Genomic DNA, 15,383 nt, shown 5'->3' with positions numbered 1-15,383 from the left:
TTTTTTTGTAGAAATTTCGTCGCTTAGTTATTAAATCGATTTTAAATTTATGAAACAATATTGACTGAATCAAGTTCAGTCGTTTATGATTGAATCAGATTCAGTCGTGGTGAAAACAGTGTAGGAGATGACGTATGAAAAGAATATCAAAAGAACCAGATGTAAGACGCCAAGAGTTAATGGATATTGGTTTTGAACTATATATGAAAAATGGTATGAAAGGATTTGGCATAAAAGATGTTGTGAATCATGCAGGTGTAGCAACGGGCTTATTTTATTATTACTTCAAGTCTAAAGAGAATTTTGTTGATGAAGTTTTAAATGACTGTATTGTGAAAAATATGGAGTTAATTGAAGAAATACTTGTTTCAAATGAACGGTCTGTCATGCAAAAGATGAAAGATTCACTAGATATATTTTGGACATTTATTGAAAAGTTAGCACCCTATAAAAATGTGAGTTCGTTTCAGACGGAACAACATTTTCAACTGGAACAGAAATTATTCGCACGTATGCAACCGTTAATTAGACAAGTAATTGAAGAGGGAGTGAAAACAGGGATTTTTTATACTGATAACTCATTATTAGCTTCTGGATTTATTTTATACGGTCTTAACAGTATTGCTCATTCAGAAGTAAAGTTGAATCTAGATACAAAACATGAAATGGTTAATTTAGTATTAACTACACTACGATACAATCAAAAGGAAGGAGAAAGTTTATGAAAATTATTATCGATGGAAATAATATCTCACAAGAGCAACTTATAAAATGGAAAAGAGAACGGATAAAAAAAGTATTATATACATTAGGACATAAAGAGCTTGAAATAAATGATACAGACGTCATGATAAAACAGCTAACGGAAATAAAGTTGCGATATACATACAATGAAATGTACGAAAAGTTGAAATCAAAACTTAGATTAAGTGCATTAGGTATGCGTATCTGTACTCTTTTATCTGGCGATAGACGAAAATTTTCAAAAACTAGTATTTATTTAGACGGGATTACAGCAGAAGTAGCTATACATGGAATTGATAGTTTGATGCTTGAACAATCACGTGAAAATAACAAAGTGAATTTATCTGCTTGTCCTGATCACTATGTACTAAGACCCTTTGGGGAAAATGAATTAGAGGTTATCGAAACTACTGGTAATTCTCCGTTTCCAGTTCAATTTTTCATTGTTTTTGGTGACGAAACCGGATTGAAAACACCGAGAGATAAATCTTATCAATACCAATCAACAGGTGTTGCACGTATGAAAGATGGTACTACTATTGGTGGAGTTCGACATCAATTTAAAGATACTGATACAGGGATAGAAGTAAGTCTAGTTGTTGAGTTCCCAGCCCTTTGTCCTAATAGTCTAATTAAATCCCATCAAATGCATTTAGCGTGTGAGTTTTCTTATTGGTTACAGTGGATTAAAGATCAGAAAAAATAGTAAGTAAACGATATCGTTTAAATAAACAAAAGTAAAATGTTCAAACAAATCATATGTATGTTTTAATAAAACCTAGTTGACTTATCGGAAATATTTGTATAATATGTACTTAATTCCATAACGTATTGCTGATTGGAGAAACCAAAGGCATTTTATCAACAGATAAAATGCCTTTGGTTTTTTTATTGCACAAATACTGAATCTGTTCATTTATATGAATCATTTTAAGGAGGGGAAGAAATGACTGTTTCAATTGATGGGGTATCAAAATATTTTTTGAAACAAACTGGTACGGTTCAAGTGCTAGAGAATATTAATTTTCAATTAGAGGAAGGGGATTTTGTTACAGTAATTGGTCCGAGTGGGTGCGGAAAAAGTACATTACTAAAAATTGTTGCAGGTCTAGATAATGATTTTGAAGGTGAAGTTGTTATTGACGGGGAGCCTATCTTAAAAACGAGCAAGAAACAAGGTTTTATTTTTCAAGAACATAGGCTTTTTCCATGGTTAACAGTTGAAGAAAATATAGCGGCAGATTTGTCGTTAAAAGATAAGTATGTGAAAGATAAGGTGAGAGAATGGGTTGAAATCGTTCGGTTAGATGGCTTTGAAAAATCGTATCCGAAAGAAATTTCAGGCGGGATGTCACAACGTGTTGCGATAGCGAGAGCGTTATTAAGAGATCCAAATGTATTATTACTTGATGAACCTTTTGGAGCGCTGGATGCTTTTACTCGAAGTCATTTACAAGAAGTATTGCTAAATATTTGGGAGCAGAAGAAAACAACAATGATATTCGTTACACATGATATAGACGAAGCGATATATCTTTCAAACCGAATCATCATTATGAGTGCAAAACCAGGGAAAATACATAAAGTGATTGAAAATAATTTGCCTTATCCGCGAAATAAAACTTCTCAATCGTTCCAACAACTTCGAACGAAAGTATTACAGCAGTTTGAATATGGAGGGTTGATTCAAACAAGTATATAGGAAAAGGGTGATTTTATATGTATAAAAAATTTAAAATTCTTTCTTTTGCTTTAGCTATATCAGTATGTTTATTAGGATGTGAAAAAAGTACAGCAAGTAGTAAGAAAGAAGATGTAACAATACAAATTGGTATACAGCAAGGGTTAAGCCCGCTATTACTAGCAAAGAAAAAGGGGTGGTTTGAAGAGGAGTTTAAAAAAGAAGGAGTTAAAGTGAAATGGACAGAGTTCCAAAGTGGACCTCCTTATTTTGAAGCAATCGCATCAAACCGATTAGACTTTGGTGAAGTAGGGAATTCTCCAGTCATTTCAGCGCAAGCAGCAGGTATTGGATTTACCGAAATCGCCAATACAAGTTATGCGAGAAAAGGAACTGGAATTCTCGTTCAAAAAGATAGCAAGATTGCGAGTGTAAAAGAGTTAAAAGGTAAAAAAATTGCAGTAGCAAAAGGAAGTAGTGCCTTTAATTTATTGTATCGAGCACTTGATAAAGAAGGGATTGATGCAAAAGAGGTAAATGTCATTCAATTACAACCAGATGAAGCGCAGCCTGCATTCGAATCAGGATCAGTAGATGCATGGGCGATTTGGGACCCTTTCATATCATTACATACGTTAAATAAAGGTGCGAAGGTGATTGCAGACGGTGAAACATTAAATGTCTCTTCACCAGAATTTTTAATTACGAGAACAAAATTTGCGAAAGAACATCCAGAATTAGTTGAGAAATTCCTCAAAGTTTATGAGAAAGCACGTGTATGGCAAGATGCTAACTTAGATGAAGCAATAAAAGTATATACTTCTGTAAAAAAGATAGATGCGGAGATCGTAAAAGAAGTGTTTAATCACGACAAACCAATTTTAGTTCCGGTAACGAAGGAAATAATAGCAGAACAACAAAAGACAGCGGATTTTCAATATAAGCTCGGTTCTATAAAGAAAGAAATTAAGGCGGAAAAAGTTGTAGATAATTTTTTCGTAGAAAAAGCATTGAAAGCGAAGTGAAAAGAGGTTTTGTAAAGTGGAAAATACGAAAGCTGTTATGAAACCAGCGAGTATAACGATTGAGAAAAACAGAGTTAAGAATGTGCGAAAGTTAAATGTAAAAGTTTTAGTAAGGGCGATTACTATACCGGTTATTATATTAATAATTTGGCAGTTAGCTGGCGTATTCGGCCTTGTTTCTAAAACAGTTTTACCAACACCATTAGATATTTTTTTAGCTTTCCAAGAGCTTATTAAAACAGGAGAGTTATTCGGCCATTTAAGTATTAGTGTATTCAGGGCTGCGGCTGGTTTCTTTATTGGTGGGGGCTTAGGAATCATTTTAGGAACGATTGTTGGATTTTCAACGAGAAGTGAGCAATATTTAGATCCATCTGTGCAAATGTTAAGAACTGTACCTCATCTAGCTGTTGCGCCACTTTTCGTATTATGGTTCGGTTTTGGTGAAACATCGAAAGTGTTATTAATTGCAGATGGTGCATTTTTTCCTTTATACGTAAACGCATTTTTAGGTATTAGAGGTGTGGATTCAAAGTTATTTGATGTTGCGAGAGTGTTAGAGTTTAGCAAAAGAAAACTAATTACGAAACTCATTTTACCATCTGCATTGCCTAACCTTTTACTAGGAGCAAGGTTATCGTTAGGTGTTGCATGGGTGAGTTTAGTAGTAGCAGAACTTATGGGATCTACAGAAGGTATTGGTTATATGATTATGGATGCAAGGCAATTTTCAAATACAGATATCGTATTTGTCGGCATAATTATCTTTGCATTTGTTGGGAAGTTTTCTGACTCTCTAGTACGTTTACTAGAAGCGAAGTTTTTAAGATGGCGAGATAATTTTAAAGGTGAGACTGGGAATTAACATATAAATTATTAGGGGTAATTTATATAGAATGTGTTAGTATACGATTCAAAATAAATAAGGGGTGTGTAAAGGCATGGAATTATTATGGTTTATTCCGGCTTATGGAGATGGTCGATATTTAGGAACGACAAAACGAGGAAGAGCAGCTGAATATGGTTATTATAAGCAAGTTGCTGCGGCAGCTGATTATTTAGGATATACGGGTGTTTTACTTCCAACTGGTCAAGGATGTGAAGACCCTTGGGTGTTAGCTTCAGCTCTTGCTGCTGAAACAGAAAAACTAAAATTTTTAGTAGCAGTAAGACCAGGACTAATGTCCCCTACAGTTGCAGCGAGGATGGCATCTACATTTGATAGAATTTCAGATGGGAGACTGCTTATTAATGTAGTAGCTGGAGGAGATCCAGTTGAACTACAAGGAGATGGATTATATCTTAATCATGATGAAAGGTATGAAGCAGCGGATGAATTTTTAAAAGTTTGGAAATCGACATTGCAAGGTGAAACGATCTCTTTAGAAGGAAAACATATTCAAGTTACAGATAGTAAAGTTGTATTCCCACCAGTTCAAACGCCATATCCTCCTATATATTTCGGAGGATCATCAGCTGCTGGAAAAGAAGTAGCAGCTGAACATAGTGATGTATATTTAACGTGGGGAGAGCCGCCAGAGCAAGTAAAAGAAAAAGTAGAAGAAGTAAGAAAACTTGCAGAAGAGAAGGGGCGTACAGTCCGATTTGGCATTAGATTACACGTAATTGTAAGAGAGACAGAAGAAGAAGCATGGGAAGAGGCCGAACGTTTAATTCAATATGTGGATAATGAAACAATTGAGCTTGCTCAAAAGACATTTGCAAGATATGATTCGGTTGGTCAAAAACGGATGACACATTTAAATAAAGGTACGAGAGAGTCGTTAGAGATAAGCCCTAATTTATGGGCTGGTATCGGACTTGTAAGAGGTGGGGCAGGTACTGCACTTGTAGGCGATCCGCATACAGTAGCAGAAAGGATAAAAGAATATGAATCGTTAGGAATTGATACGTTTGTTTTATCAGGATATCCGCATTTAGAAGAAGCGTATGAAGTGGCAGAATTGTTATTCCCATTATTGAAAGACAAGAAGAAAGAAGAAAATAAAATTGTTGGTGAAATGATTGCTGATGCATATGCATTAAAAAAATAGTGAGAAATAAAGTTTCACTTATTTATTGCTTCATTTTGTTTACTGCCTGTTAATAGGGTATAAAAAATCCGCAAGTTATTCGCTTGCGGGTTTTCATCGTAAATTATTAGAAAATATGGTAAAATCAAAGGGTAACTTAAGGTGCGGTTGGTTGTTTAATTATCACTTCTCCGAGTAGGAGGGGGGTGATAATACGTGAGTGAAATAGCGTTGCTACTGCAGGGTGGACTGTTTCTCGTTGCATTGTTAACGTTCGTCGTCGTTTTAATAGACAAGCTCAAAAAATAACAACCCACCTATGCCTATAGAATGTGGGTTGTTTTGTTTGTAAGAAACAAATAGGATAAATGAACAATCCAATCTGCTAAGTTACGTGGACTAGTGTGTAGCCGCACACTAGTCTTTTTTATTTATATACAATTTATAATTGGTTTATGTGATTGTATTGTTCTTTTCATACTCATTATAACACAGTGTCTTTTCATCAAGAAAGGAGACCATATGTTCTGGTATCTATTATATAGTAGGTGCTTTTTCTTTGAACAGCCCATCCATATACTGTTTTAAACTTTGGACATAAAATTTCTGTGTATTCACATTATTTACACCGACAATGGGTGATGGAAGGTCAAATCTTTTTTCTGATAAATGAACGACAACATCAAAGATGTCAAACAAACGAATGAAGCAAAACAGACCGTCTTTATCGCTAAGTAAAATAAAGTAATGATTTTCACTACTTGTATTTAACGTATTCCATAAAGAACTTTTGCTTAAATCACGTACAATACTTTTTTCTTTTAGTTCCACGAAATCTGCATTTGAGAGAATGGTAGAAATATCAATCGCATCTTGATCTTCAAAGTAGCCATCAACTGCTTGTACAGCGAATGTATAAGCCATTTTTAATATACTCATTTTATATTTACGGTTATCTAATAGTAATTCCCGTTGAATAGAACTCGCTACTTTCGTTACACGTTCCTCTTTCCAAATTTCATTATGTAAGGAAATATCGTGCTTTTTACATAGTTTCATAATTAATGCATTAGAATAAAGAATTTCGTCGCTTACTTCGACAACATCAGTCTCAGCAGCCGCAAGTTCCTCACCGTGCTCATTCGTATAGAGTGGGGAATCAATTTGTCTTTTCATTTGTTCAATCTTAAATTGACTCAATTTATGCCTAATTAAAGGACGATCAATATTTGTTGTCATTTGTTCATGACAAGTATCACAAATTGAGTTTGTGAAATAATATCCACATAATATTTCTGGAATGACATATTGTTCACTAAGTTCTTTCGTATCTTTTCTGCATATGATGCATTGTGTCATTTTTATCACCTTTACCTGCAAATTTGTATGTAATCTCATTGTAGTGTATTTATCGGTATTTTGGAATATTGTAAAGGAAAATATTATGTGAAATTCATACTTATTTTGGTACAATGAAGAGAAGTGCTAGTTTAAAGGAGGCCGTTTTTTTGAAATCAAAAGTGCACTTTTGGACATTAGAAGTGCTAATGGTTGTAGGAATCATATTTATTTGCACAAAAATATCATTTTTATTTCAACCGATTGGTATCTTCATATCAACATTATTTTTCCCAATCTTAATCGCGCTTTTTTTATACTTCATATTTAATCCTGTATTAATCTTTTTGGAGAATAAAAAAGTACCTAGAAATTTAGCGATATTGCTGTTATATCTTTTTATCATAACATTAACTGCGGTTGGCGTTGGAGTAGTTGTTCCTACGATTTCACAACAGCTAATGGACTTAGTAAAAAATATGCCAGGCTACATAAAAGAGGGAAAAGTATACATACAAGAATTATCACATCATAGGTTGTTTGAATGGTTATCTACACAAAACTACGTTTCCATTGAAACAATTGAAAAAAATGCGATTGAATACTTAAAAGATATACCAAATACAATTACGTCGAGTGCAACGGCTTTATTTGGTATTATCACGAACGTTGCATTAGTTGTATTTACTGTACCGTTCATTTTATTTTACATGTTTAAAGATGGACATGCCTTTCCAGGAAAAGCGGTAAGTTTATTACCAGAGTCTTACCGTGAAGAGGGGCTTCGTATCATTAAGGAAACGAACGAAACATTATCTGCATATATTCAAGGGCAAGCGCTCGTTTGTATATTTGTAGGTGCGTTTACTTTTATCGGTTATTTAATTATCGATTTACCGTACGCTTTCGTTTTAGGAATTATCGCAGCATTTACAAACATCATTCCTAACTTAGGTCCATTTATCGGGGCAGCACCAGCTGTTATTGTAGGACTGTTCGTATCTCCGATGCAAGCCTTATACGTAATTATTATCGTAACAATTGTACAACAGTTTGAAAGTAATATTATTTCACCACGTATTATGAGCTCGAAATTAAACATCCACCCATTAACAATTATTATCCTAATTTTAGGGGTAGGAAACTTTGCTGGAATCATCGGAATGATTTTAGCAGTACCAGTTTATGCAGTAACAAAAACAGTTGTTTCGAACTTAGTGAGATTGTTTAAGACGAAGAGAAGTAACCGAAAATAGTAAAAACTGAGGAAGATACACCGCTTTTTAAGTGGTGTATCTTTTGTTTATAAATAAATAATTAACATTGGGTTGATTTGATTTTATTATATATTTTTTATACATCAAATTCAGTGATAAACTTGTGTGGTATAAGCTCTATAAAACTATGTGGAATCCCTCTGAACTATCCAAATCATTTCCTTACAGCGTGCTATCAACATCATAATCGACTCCTTTCAATTCCATATAGTTAAACGATTAAAGGTGAGTGTAGTATTTGCTTCTACGATCTCGAATTTCATTAATAACTTGTTTATATTGTCTTTCTTGTTTTAATTCATTTTGAGATATTGTTTCTTTTTGAATGATAATGGTTAAAAAGAAAAGGTGAAACTTCATATGTGAATTCCTCCTTTCGAATTGGAATTACAGATGACTACAGTAATGACTTTGTCTTTCTTTTACAGAATTCATAGCCTGATTAATTTGTCGTTCATGAAGCATTTCAGACTCAGAAAATTTATTTTTTTGAATGGTAATGGTTAAAAAGAATACTTTAAATTTCATAAAATAATTGCCCCTTTATAAATGATTTAGAAAAAACGAGTGTAATAAGAAATTATAGGTGACTACAGTAATGACTTTGTCTTTCTTTTACAGAATCCATAGCCTGATTAATTTGTCGCTCATGAAGCATTTCAGACTCGGAAAATTTATTTTTTTGAATGGTAATGGTTAAAAAGAATACTTTAAATTTCATAAAATAATTACCCCTTTATAAGTGATTTAGAAAAGACGAGTGTAATAAGAAGATTGGCGCTCTTTTACTTCGTCCATAATGCTTTGGATGTGTTGTTCACGTAAAATCTCTTTCTGTGAAAGCTTACGTTTTTGAATGGTGATTGTTAAAAAGAATGCTTTAAATTTCATGAATATATTACCCCTTTAAAATATATTTTTAATACATTTGAGTGTAGTATGAACTTTTAATGTCAGTTATTTTATCAGTCAGTTGTTTTAACTGTTGTTTACGATTGATTTCAGTTTCAGATAAAGTATGTTTTTGAAGCACAGTCGTAAAAAAGAAAATATGAAAAGTCATAAATGAATTCCTCCTTTCAAAAAGGAATTACAGGTGATCACAGTAAAGTGCTTGGCGCTCCTTAACATCATTCATAGCTTTTTCAATTTGCTCATTATGAAGAATTTCATCTTTGGAAATTGTATTTCTTTGAATCGTAATACTTAAAAACAATACGCTAATAGTCATTGAATGTTGCTCCTTTCTTAGAAAAATAATGTAAGAGACTAAAAAATCGCGCAAAAAAACCACAGGAAGATACAGTTCTCCTATGGCTGGGCGTGAAAAAGCCACAGGAAAGTATACGACCTCCTGTGGCGAATTTATGAATTAAATGAAATAAAGTACGATTTTCAATTCTCCATTAGGGTGGTCGAATTCATATTTAATTGTCCAGAAAACACAGGTGCAGTTAACGCTAAAGTTAATGCATGTAATTGTAATTTCATCATTTCCTTCGACCTCCTTTTAGAATTTTTTTCTTACGTTAGTAAGTATATACAATTAATGGATAATTGTAAACATAAAAAATGAAAATTTTTAATTTTGATTAAAATGCGTATATTTAAAAAGGGATTTGAAAGTAAATATTGTAATTAACGAAATATCGATAAAAATGGGGGATGCTAAATGAAATATATGCATCATAACATAATCGTTATGCTAACAATTTTTTTATTCATTGCGGCTTGTTCTAACGGAGAAAGAATAAAAGATATATATGATGTTAGGTCAGATGATTTTAAGAAATATACTGGGACATACGTTGGTAATAATTCAGATGTGGTTGCAATTGTTAATCATTTACCCGGTGGTGGAACAGTTCAAAGTATAAGTTTAGAAAATGAAAATATAAAAGTGAACTATGGTGCAAAAGAGAGTGGAGCTCTTACAGAAGAAATGATTGAGACGTATTGGTTTGATGAGAAAGATACGATGAAGAAGAATTTTCTCTTTAATGCTACCTATCTAGTAATTTTAGTACCAAACGCAAAAGCTTATGAGTTTCAAATGGAAAATAAAAACTTTAAGATAACGAGGGAAGAAATGTTATCAATTTTGCATAGGGAATTCGATGATTTTCCAAAAGAAAAAGATATATGGGATAAAAATAAAGTTATAAAGTTCTTTAACGGCAATGAAGAAAAAATTAAAATGCTTGTGGAAGATAAAGATTTTCGGAAATCTTTATTTGCTAAATATCCAGTGAGCCAGTTGAAATAATGGAGGGGAGAAGATGGAGTTAGTATACAAAATTTCTTATCATAGAATGCAGGATCATTATTTACCTAAATTAGTACAGGCAATTAGGCTCGTTAGTGAAGAAGATTTGTGGAAAAAAGAGACCTCTGTTAATTCAATTGGTGGAATCGTACTACATATTTGTGAACATTTACAGAGAAATACAAGGCGTTATAAGGATCCAAATACAGTTTTTGAAAATGGAATTGAAGAATATTTTCCAGTGAAACAAATAAGCTCTGAAGCTTTGTTAAAAACTGTTGAAGAAATATTTGATGAGTGGGGCAAAGCATATATACAGGTCTGGGAAGAAAAAAGGCATATTGATCTTCAAAGTCTATTACATTTGGTTGAGCATACAAGCTATCATTTAGGGCAAGTAGTAGATCGTACAAAATGTATTGAGGGACAACAGTTTAATTTTTGTCAAAATGGTATAAATGAAAAGAATTTGAGAACAAGAGTTGAAACTTCGAATTTTTAGAAAGAGAGACATTCTTAATTGAATGACTCTCTTTTTTGTAAAAGAAATTTATGGAAAAAAATAATTCTATGTGATATGGTTAATTACATAAGTAATGAACCTATGAACCTAAGGTGGTGAAAATGTGAAGCCGACTCTAGAACAAAATAAATTAATATACATACAAATTGCAGAAACGATTGAATCTGATATTTTAAAAGACATATTGCTTGAAGAAGAACAAGTTCCATCGACAAATCAATTTGCGAAGATGTTACAAATAAATCCGGCTACCGCAGCTAAAGGGGTGAATGTATTAGTGGATGAGGGGGATTTTATATAAAAAAAGAGGGATCGGGATGTTTGTTGCAAAAGGAGCAAAAGAAGTTGTACTAAAAAAAAGACAAAATACTTTTATGACTGAATATTTACCTAAAGTGTGGGAAGAAGCGAAAGTACTAGAAATATCAAAAGATGAATTGATGGATATGATTCAAAAGATTACGAAGGAGGGGAAAGAGGGATGATTGCACTTGAAACGAAAGATGTAACGAAAAAGTATAAAAAGAAAATAGCTGTAAATGAAGTAACGATTTCATTGGAAGAGAATAAAATATATGGTTTGCTTGGAAGGAACGGAGCAGGGAAAACGACTTTATTAAATTTACTAGCAGGACAAATTACTTCAAGTAGTGGAAGTGTATCAATATTTGGTGAAGATGTTTTTGAAAATAGTAAAGCGATGCAAAATATTTGTTTCGTTAGAGTAAAAGAAGAGTCTCATTTAAGTTATAGCGTAAAAGAAATTTTTAAGATATGTAACATGTTTTATAAAAATTGGGATCAGAAGTTTGCTGAAGAACTGGCGGGTAAATTTCAGCTTAATATAACAGAGAAATACCATAAACTATCTCATGGCATGCAAACAGTTGTAGGAATTATTAAAGGGTTAGCAAGCAGAGCGACAATTACTATTTTTGATGAACCAACTACAGGATTAGACGCAGCACATCGTGAGTTATTTTATAGTTTACTACTAGAAGATTACGGGGAGTATCCCAGAACAATTATATTATCAACACATCTGGTAGAAGAAGTAACCCATGTTATTGAAGAAGTAATTATCATAAAAGAAGGTGCACTTGTTGTTCAATCAACAGTGGAAGATTTATTGCAACAAGGTCATATTATTTCAGGGCAAAAAGGTAAAGTGGAGGAGTTCTTGATTAATAAAAAAGTTATAAATAAAGAAATTTATGGGAATAAAGGTATTGCTGTTATATGGGAAGAGCTTTCTAATGAAGATTGTTACTCTCTTGAAAAAGAAGGTTTAGTAATTGATAGAATTACATTACAAAAACTATTTATTCACATGACTGGTGGTGAAGTGGAATGACGATGTTAATGAAACAATTGAGGTTACATATAAATTTTCATTATAAAGCAATTTTAATATTTTGGATTGTAGCTTTATTAATAAAAGGAGCTTTATATGCTGCTCATTTAAATGAAGCGAAAGTTGGTTATTTACCCGAAATTATCAATAATCCTTCAATTGCAATTATGATTTTTATAGTAGGGAGTGTTTTCATTGTTCAAGATGATTTATTTCGTTTAGCAGTTTCATTTGGTATAACGAGAATACAATATTTTATCGGAGCGATTTGTTATATTGTGTTGCAATCCGCATTGTTTTCATTCCTTCAAATACTGTTTTTACAAGATATAAAATATAACTTAGTAAATATTAACTTTGGAGAGCAATTAATACAACAGTTTATTTTACAATTTTTATTTTATGTTACGATAGCATGTTTCTTTCAAGTAGTAGTAATTTTTAAGCAAAGATTTCAATGGATTGGTCTCATGATTGGTGGGTCGCTTTTCCTTTCAACAAATAGTGTGCTGTATGGAGAAGTAGGGATAGAGGGATTGTTATTTACAAATGATGTATCTTTAATAGATATCCCTTATTTTATTGTTATTTCAATTGGATTAACAATTCTTTATATCATAACTAGTAGTATATTTATTCGTAAAGTATCATTTGAACGAACAGTTTAAAATAGTGATAGATTATTTTTTTAGGGAGAAGGAAAATATATGGGAGACACGTCCTCACTAATAACCGTCTTTTTATGCATTGCACTACTAATATTTTGGCGTCGTTATCGCTCCATGCATAAGTCAATAAAGGGATCGGGAAAACGTATTTTATGGCCATTACTATTTTTAACACCAGGTATTGTATGGTTTTTAAGTCCCGTACATCCAGCTATATTGCAAGTAATTATAGCGGTATTCATTGGTGTACTTTTTGCTGTGCCGCTTATAGTATTAACAAATTATGAACGAAGAGATGATGGGAATATTTATACGAAAAAAAGTGCAGCTTTTTTAATTACTTTTATTGCACTTGTCGTTTTGAGATACAGTTCAAGAAAATATATTGTTGACTTAGATCAGCAAACAATAGGTTTATTATTTTATGTTGTTGCAGTATCGTATATTTTTCCTTGGAGAATTGCCTGTTATATAAAGTTTAGGAAAGTTTGGCGGGAAAATAATAATCATGCTATATGAAAACTTCTCATTTGAGAAGTTTTTTTATTTTTACAGGTAAGCAAAACAAGTTGTTGAAGGGCAGGCTGTCATAGAATATGATACATATTATAATGAGGAAAAGTTGAGGGGATAAAAATGCGTACAATTTTACTTTTTCTAAACAACATGTTCATTAGCGAAATCGAGGACATTAGGCAAAAACATGATCCTTTATTTGGATTAATTTCACCGCATATTACAATTGTATTCCCATTTGAAAGTTCGATTTCAAATGATGAGCTGAAATTACATATTATAAATGTATCAAAACCGATACAGAATATAGAAATTGAATTTACGAATCAAATTACAAGTGAAAGAGAATATTTGTTTTTACGAGTTGAAAAGGGGAAAGAACAAATAGAGGAACTACATAATATTCTATATACAGGACCTTTATTACAATTTTTGAAAGAAGACATTCCGTACATCCCGCATGTCACAGTCGGAAGAAAAGAAAGTGCCGAATTAGCTGCTGAAGTAGTGAAGGAGATTCCTAGTTTTCATGGGAAGTTAAATTGTGTGATTGATAGAATAAGCGTGGAGCGAATTGGAGAGAACGGGGAATCAATTATTGAATTTGAAGTGCCATTTCTAAAAAGCTGACAAAAGTCAGCTTTTTATTTCGTAGCATGAAGTAATGCACCAATTGCACCGCTATTACCACCATCTTGTAAAAAGATTGGTGTTTTATTTTGATATTCGGTGTAGCTACTAATAATATGTTGAAGTTGTACGTTATTACATAAAGTCGAACCAATATAAATAATATGTTCAATGTTTTTTGTTTCAGCGAATTGAAGGCTTAATGCAGTAACGACTTCACCAACAAGTCCTTGTACAGTAGCTAGTATATCGGAGCTACTATTATTTGATTCTGTAATGGCTGCTTTTCCGAAGTTACTAGCAGTTAAGTTATTATCGATAGGGGAAAGAATACCACCATAAATATCTCCAACCGTAATATCTAGTTCTTTTCTAGATCCTACCTTTGTTAGAGGGATTACATCTTCAAAATGATCTATATTTGTTAACAATTTTGAAAGTCCCATAATAGTCCCACCGCCAACTCCGGTTCCACCAGCGCGAATATATTGTTCATTATAAACATAATGGATAGAAGTACCTGTACCGATATTGGTTAAAATAAAATTGTTTATAGTATGTTGTTCTTCTTTTAATATGAATTGGACACCTGCAAGAGTAGCTTCAAATTCGCTTAGCTCTATTATTTTATATGAACCTGTAAGCAGTTGCTGTAATAGTTTCGATTTACCCCCCGTAATACATATTTGTTTTATGCCATTGTTGTTTTTAATCCAATCTATTATTTTATGTTGTTCATGCGAATAAAATTTTTCAAAAGTTAATAGCTTTTTTTTGTTAAAATAAGCTATTTTCGTTAATGTGCCTCCAGCATCGATACCGATAGTACGTTCCATTTTCCTGCTCCTAACTACGTAATATGTTTTCCTATTTACTTAATCGGTTGAGAATAGATATTTCCAACTGATATAAGGAACACTTTAATCTGCTTGATATATTAATAGTTTTTCTATAGTTACAATAGGCTGGTCGTTTACAGTTGCAATACCTTTACCAAGAACAAAACCTCGGCGATTGCGCGTTAGCTCATAATGTAAATCAAGTTTATCACCGGGATATGCTTTTCCGTGGAATTCAACTCCATCTAAAGAGGAGAGGAATCCTAGTCCTTCAGAATCACTTGTATGTACAAATGCACTAAGCTGAGCAAGTGCTTCTACAATTAACATATGAGGCATATGTTTGTGACTATCATTTATAAACCATTCGTTATTTGTAATGAGTTTATATCCTGTAACGAATTCATCTTGTTTTACATTTGTTACTTTATCAATCATTAAAAATGGATAACGATGGGGAAGTGTGTCTTTAATATGCATATGAAAGTA

23 protein-coding genes and 1 pseudogene are annotated in these 15,383 nt (G+C 32.6%); 15 read left to right on the top strand and 9 right to left on the bottom strand.

All coding sequences use genetic code 11. The features are described 5' to 3' along the window. Nucleotides 1-134: 134 nt before the first annotated feature. The 7 genes from BC_RS14595 to BC_RS28055 all read left to right on the top strand — a co-directional run bounded on the left by BC_RS14595 (nucleotide 135) and on the right by BC_RS28055 (nucleotide 5,792). Nucleotides 135-725 carry a TetR/AcrR family transcriptional regulator gene (locus BC_RS14595; protein ID WP_000822620.1) on the top strand — a complete coding sequence of 197 codons (591 nt, stop codon included), beginning with the start codon at nucleotides 135-137 and terminating at the stop codon, nucleotides 723-725. Then, the gene (locus tag BC_RS14590; RefSeq protein ID WP_000691336.1) at nucleotides 722-1,450 is read left to right on the top strand and encodes a hypothetical protein; all 729 of its coding nucleotides are present in this window, start codon (nucleotides 722-724) and stop codon (nucleotides 1,448-1,450) included. The genes BC_RS14595 and BC_RS14590 overlap by 4 nt, the downstream gene beginning before the upstream one ends. A 240-nt stretch (nucleotides 1,451-1,690) precedes the next feature. Then, nucleotides 1,691-2,446, top strand: coding sequence for an ABC transporter ATP-binding protein (locus BC_RS14585; RefSeq protein ID WP_000218576.1), 756 nt, complete (start codon nucleotides 1,691-1,693; stop codon nucleotides 2,444-2,446). A gap of 17 nt (nucleotides 2,447-2,463) precedes the next feature. Next, complete coding sequence (locus tag BC_RS14580) at nucleotides 2,464-3,450, top strand: aliphatic sulfonate ABC transporter substrate-binding protein (RefSeq protein ID WP_000276908.1); 987 nt, start codon at nucleotides 2,464-2,466, stop codon at nucleotides 3,448-3,450. A gap of 16 nt (nucleotides 3,451-3,466) precedes the next feature. After that, nucleotides 3,467-4,315: an ABC transporter permease gene (locus BC_RS14575; RefSeq protein WP_000432128.1), complete on the top strand. Its 849-nt coding sequence runs from the start codon at nucleotides 3,467-3,469 to the stop codon at nucleotides 4,313-4,315. Between the two features lie 76 nt (nucleotides 4,316-4,391). Beyond that, nucleotides 4,392-5,504 (top strand): FMNH2-dependent alkanesulfonate monooxygenase, encoded by a 1,113-nt coding sequence (gene ssuD, locus BC_RS14570; RefSeq protein WP_000422255.1) that lies wholly within the window; start codon nucleotides 4,392-4,394, stop codon nucleotides 5,502-5,504. Nucleotides 5,505-5,699: 195 nt separating this feature from the next. After that, a complete protein-coding gene (locus BC_RS28055; RefSeq protein WP_001289320.1) occupies nucleotides 5,700-5,792 on the top strand; it encodes a putative holin-like toxin in 93 nt (30 codons plus the stop codon). 228 nt (nucleotides 5,793-6,020) lie between these two features. On the opposite strand, the gene BC_RS14565 is transcribed toward BC_RS28055, so the two are convergent. Beyond that, the gene (locus BC_RS14565; protein ID WP_000189709.1) at nucleotides 6,021-6,842 is read right to left on the bottom strand and encodes an HNH endonuclease; all 822 of its coding nucleotides are present in this window, start codon (nucleotides 6,840-6,842) and stop codon (nucleotides 6,021-6,023) included. 149 nt (nucleotides 6,843-6,991) lie between these two features. On the opposite strand from BC_RS14565, the gene BC_RS14560 reads away from it, so the two are divergent. Next, the gene (locus BC_RS14560; RefSeq protein ID WP_000837892.1) at nucleotides 6,992-8,077 is read left to right on the top strand and encodes an AI-2E family transporter; all 1,086 of its coding nucleotides are present in this window, start codon (nucleotides 6,992-6,994) and stop codon (nucleotides 8,075-8,077) included. A 240-nt stretch (nucleotides 8,078-8,317) separates the two neighbouring features. Here the strand turns inward: BC_RS14560 and BC_RS14555 are convergent, their stop codons facing one another. From BC_RS14555 to BC_RS14530, 6 genes are read right to left on the bottom strand one after another with little or no spacing between them, the layout of a single operon-like run. After that, the gene (locus BC_RS14555) at nucleotides 8,318-8,458 is read right to left on the bottom strand and encodes a YrzI family small protein (RefSeq protein ID WP_000668485.1); all 141 of its coding nucleotides are present in this window, start codon (nucleotides 8,456-8,458) and stop codon (nucleotides 8,318-8,320) included. A gap of 27 nt (nucleotides 8,459-8,485) precedes the next feature. Continuing rightward, nucleotides 8,486-8,626 carry a YrzI family small protein gene (locus BC_RS14550; protein WP_000669806.1) on the bottom strand — a complete coding sequence of 47 codons (141 nt, stop codon included), beginning with the start codon at nucleotides 8,624-8,626 and terminating at the stop codon, nucleotides 8,486-8,488. 52 nt (nucleotides 8,627-8,678) lie between these two features. After that, the gene (locus tag BC_RS14545) at nucleotides 8,679-8,819 is read right to left on the bottom strand and encodes a YrzI family small protein (protein ID WP_000669805.1); all 141 of its coding nucleotides are present in this window, start codon (nucleotides 8,817-8,819) and stop codon (nucleotides 8,679-8,681) included. Nucleotides 8,820-8,845: 26 nt separating this feature from the next. Next, nucleotides 8,846-8,989 carry a YrzI family small protein gene (locus BC_RS14540; RefSeq protein WP_000668965.1) on the bottom strand — a complete coding sequence of 48 codons (144 nt, stop codon included), beginning with the start codon at nucleotides 8,987-8,989 and terminating at the stop codon, nucleotides 8,846-8,848. A 28-nt stretch (nucleotides 8,990-9,017) separates the two neighbouring features. Further along, nucleotides 9,018-9,161: a YrzI family small protein gene (locus tag BC_RS14535; RefSeq protein ID WP_000142712.1), complete on the bottom strand. Its 144-nt coding sequence runs from the start codon at nucleotides 9,159-9,161 to the stop codon at nucleotides 9,018-9,020. 27 nt (nucleotides 9,162-9,188) lie between these two features. Further along, nucleotides 9,189-9,329: a YrzI family small protein gene (locus tag BC_RS14530; RefSeq protein WP_000156193.1), complete on the bottom strand. Its 141-nt coding sequence runs from the start codon at nucleotides 9,327-9,329 to the stop codon at nucleotides 9,189-9,191. A 441-nt stretch (nucleotides 9,330-9,770) separates the two neighbouring features. Here BC_RS14530 and BC_RS14525 point away from each other — a divergent pair, with 441 nt between their 5' ends. The 7 genes and pseudogenes from BC_RS14525 (at nucleotide 9,771) to BC_RS14495 (ending at nucleotide 14,055) form a co-directional block, all read left to right on the top strand. After that, a complete protein-coding gene (locus tag BC_RS14525) occupies nucleotides 9,771-10,364 on the top strand; it encodes a DUF4825 domain-containing protein (RefSeq protein ID WP_000876526.1) in 594 nt (197 codons plus the stop codon). Between the two features lie 13 nt (nucleotides 10,365-10,377). Continuing rightward, the gene (locus tag BC_RS14520; protein WP_000424637.1) at nucleotides 10,378-10,866 is read left to right on the top strand and encodes a DinB family protein; all 489 of its coding nucleotides are present in this window, start codon (nucleotides 10,378-10,380) and stop codon (nucleotides 10,864-10,866) included. Between the two features lie 124 nt (nucleotides 10,867-10,990). Continuing rightward, a pseudogene (locus BC_RS14515) lies at nucleotides 10,991-11,372 on the top strand (GntR family transcriptional regulator). Further along, complete coding sequence (locus tag BC_RS14510) at nucleotides 11,369-12,241, top strand: ABC transporter ATP-binding protein (RefSeq protein WP_000560921.1); 873 nt, start codon at nucleotides 11,369-11,371, stop codon at nucleotides 12,239-12,241. The pseudogene BC_RS14515 and the gene BC_RS14510 overlap by 4 nt, the downstream one beginning before the upstream one ends. Then, nucleotides 12,238-12,909, top strand: coding sequence for a DUF4052 domain-containing protein (locus BC_RS14505; RefSeq protein WP_000178198.1), 672 nt, complete (start codon nucleotides 12,238-12,240; stop codon nucleotides 12,907-12,909). The genes BC_RS14510 and BC_RS14505 overlap by 4 nt, the downstream gene beginning before the upstream one ends. 39 nt (nucleotides 12,910-12,948) lie before the next feature. Next, entirely contained in the window at nucleotides 12,949-13,428 is a 480-nt protein-coding gene (locus tag BC_RS14500) for a CcdC family protein (protein WP_000502970.1), read from the top strand. A gap of 117 nt (nucleotides 13,429-13,545) precedes the next feature. Next, nucleotides 13,546-14,055, top strand: a complete 510-nt coding sequence (locus BC_RS14495) for a 2'-5' RNA ligase family protein (RefSeq protein WP_001259199.1) — start codon at nucleotides 13,546-13,548, stop codon at nucleotides 14,053-14,055. A 14-nt stretch (nucleotides 14,056-14,069) separates the two neighbouring features. Here BC_RS14495 and coaW read toward each other — a convergent pair whose 3' ends face one another. Beyond that, a complete protein-coding gene (coaW, locus tag BC_RS14490; protein ID WP_000442504.1) occupies nucleotides 14,070-14,891 on the bottom strand; it encodes a type II pantothenate kinase in 822 nt (273 codons plus the stop codon). Between the two features lie 84 nt (nucleotides 14,892-14,975). Continuing rightward, nucleotides 14,976-15,374 (bottom strand): 3-hydroxyacyl-ACP dehydratase FabZ family protein, encoded by a 399-nt coding sequence (locus tag BC_RS14485; protein WP_000547649.1) that lies wholly within the window; start codon nucleotides 15,372-15,374, stop codon nucleotides 14,976-14,978. Nucleotides 15,375-15,383: the final 9 nt, after the last annotated feature.

This window comes from Bacillus cereus ATCC 14579, from assembly GCF_000007825.1.
Taxonomy (GTDB): domain Bacteria; phylum Bacillota; class Bacilli; order Bacillales; family Bacillaceae_G; genus Bacillus_A; species Bacillus_A cereus.
The sequence above is the reverse complement of the archived record's forward strand: the minus strand, read 5'-3'. Positions and strand labels throughout refer to the sequence as shown.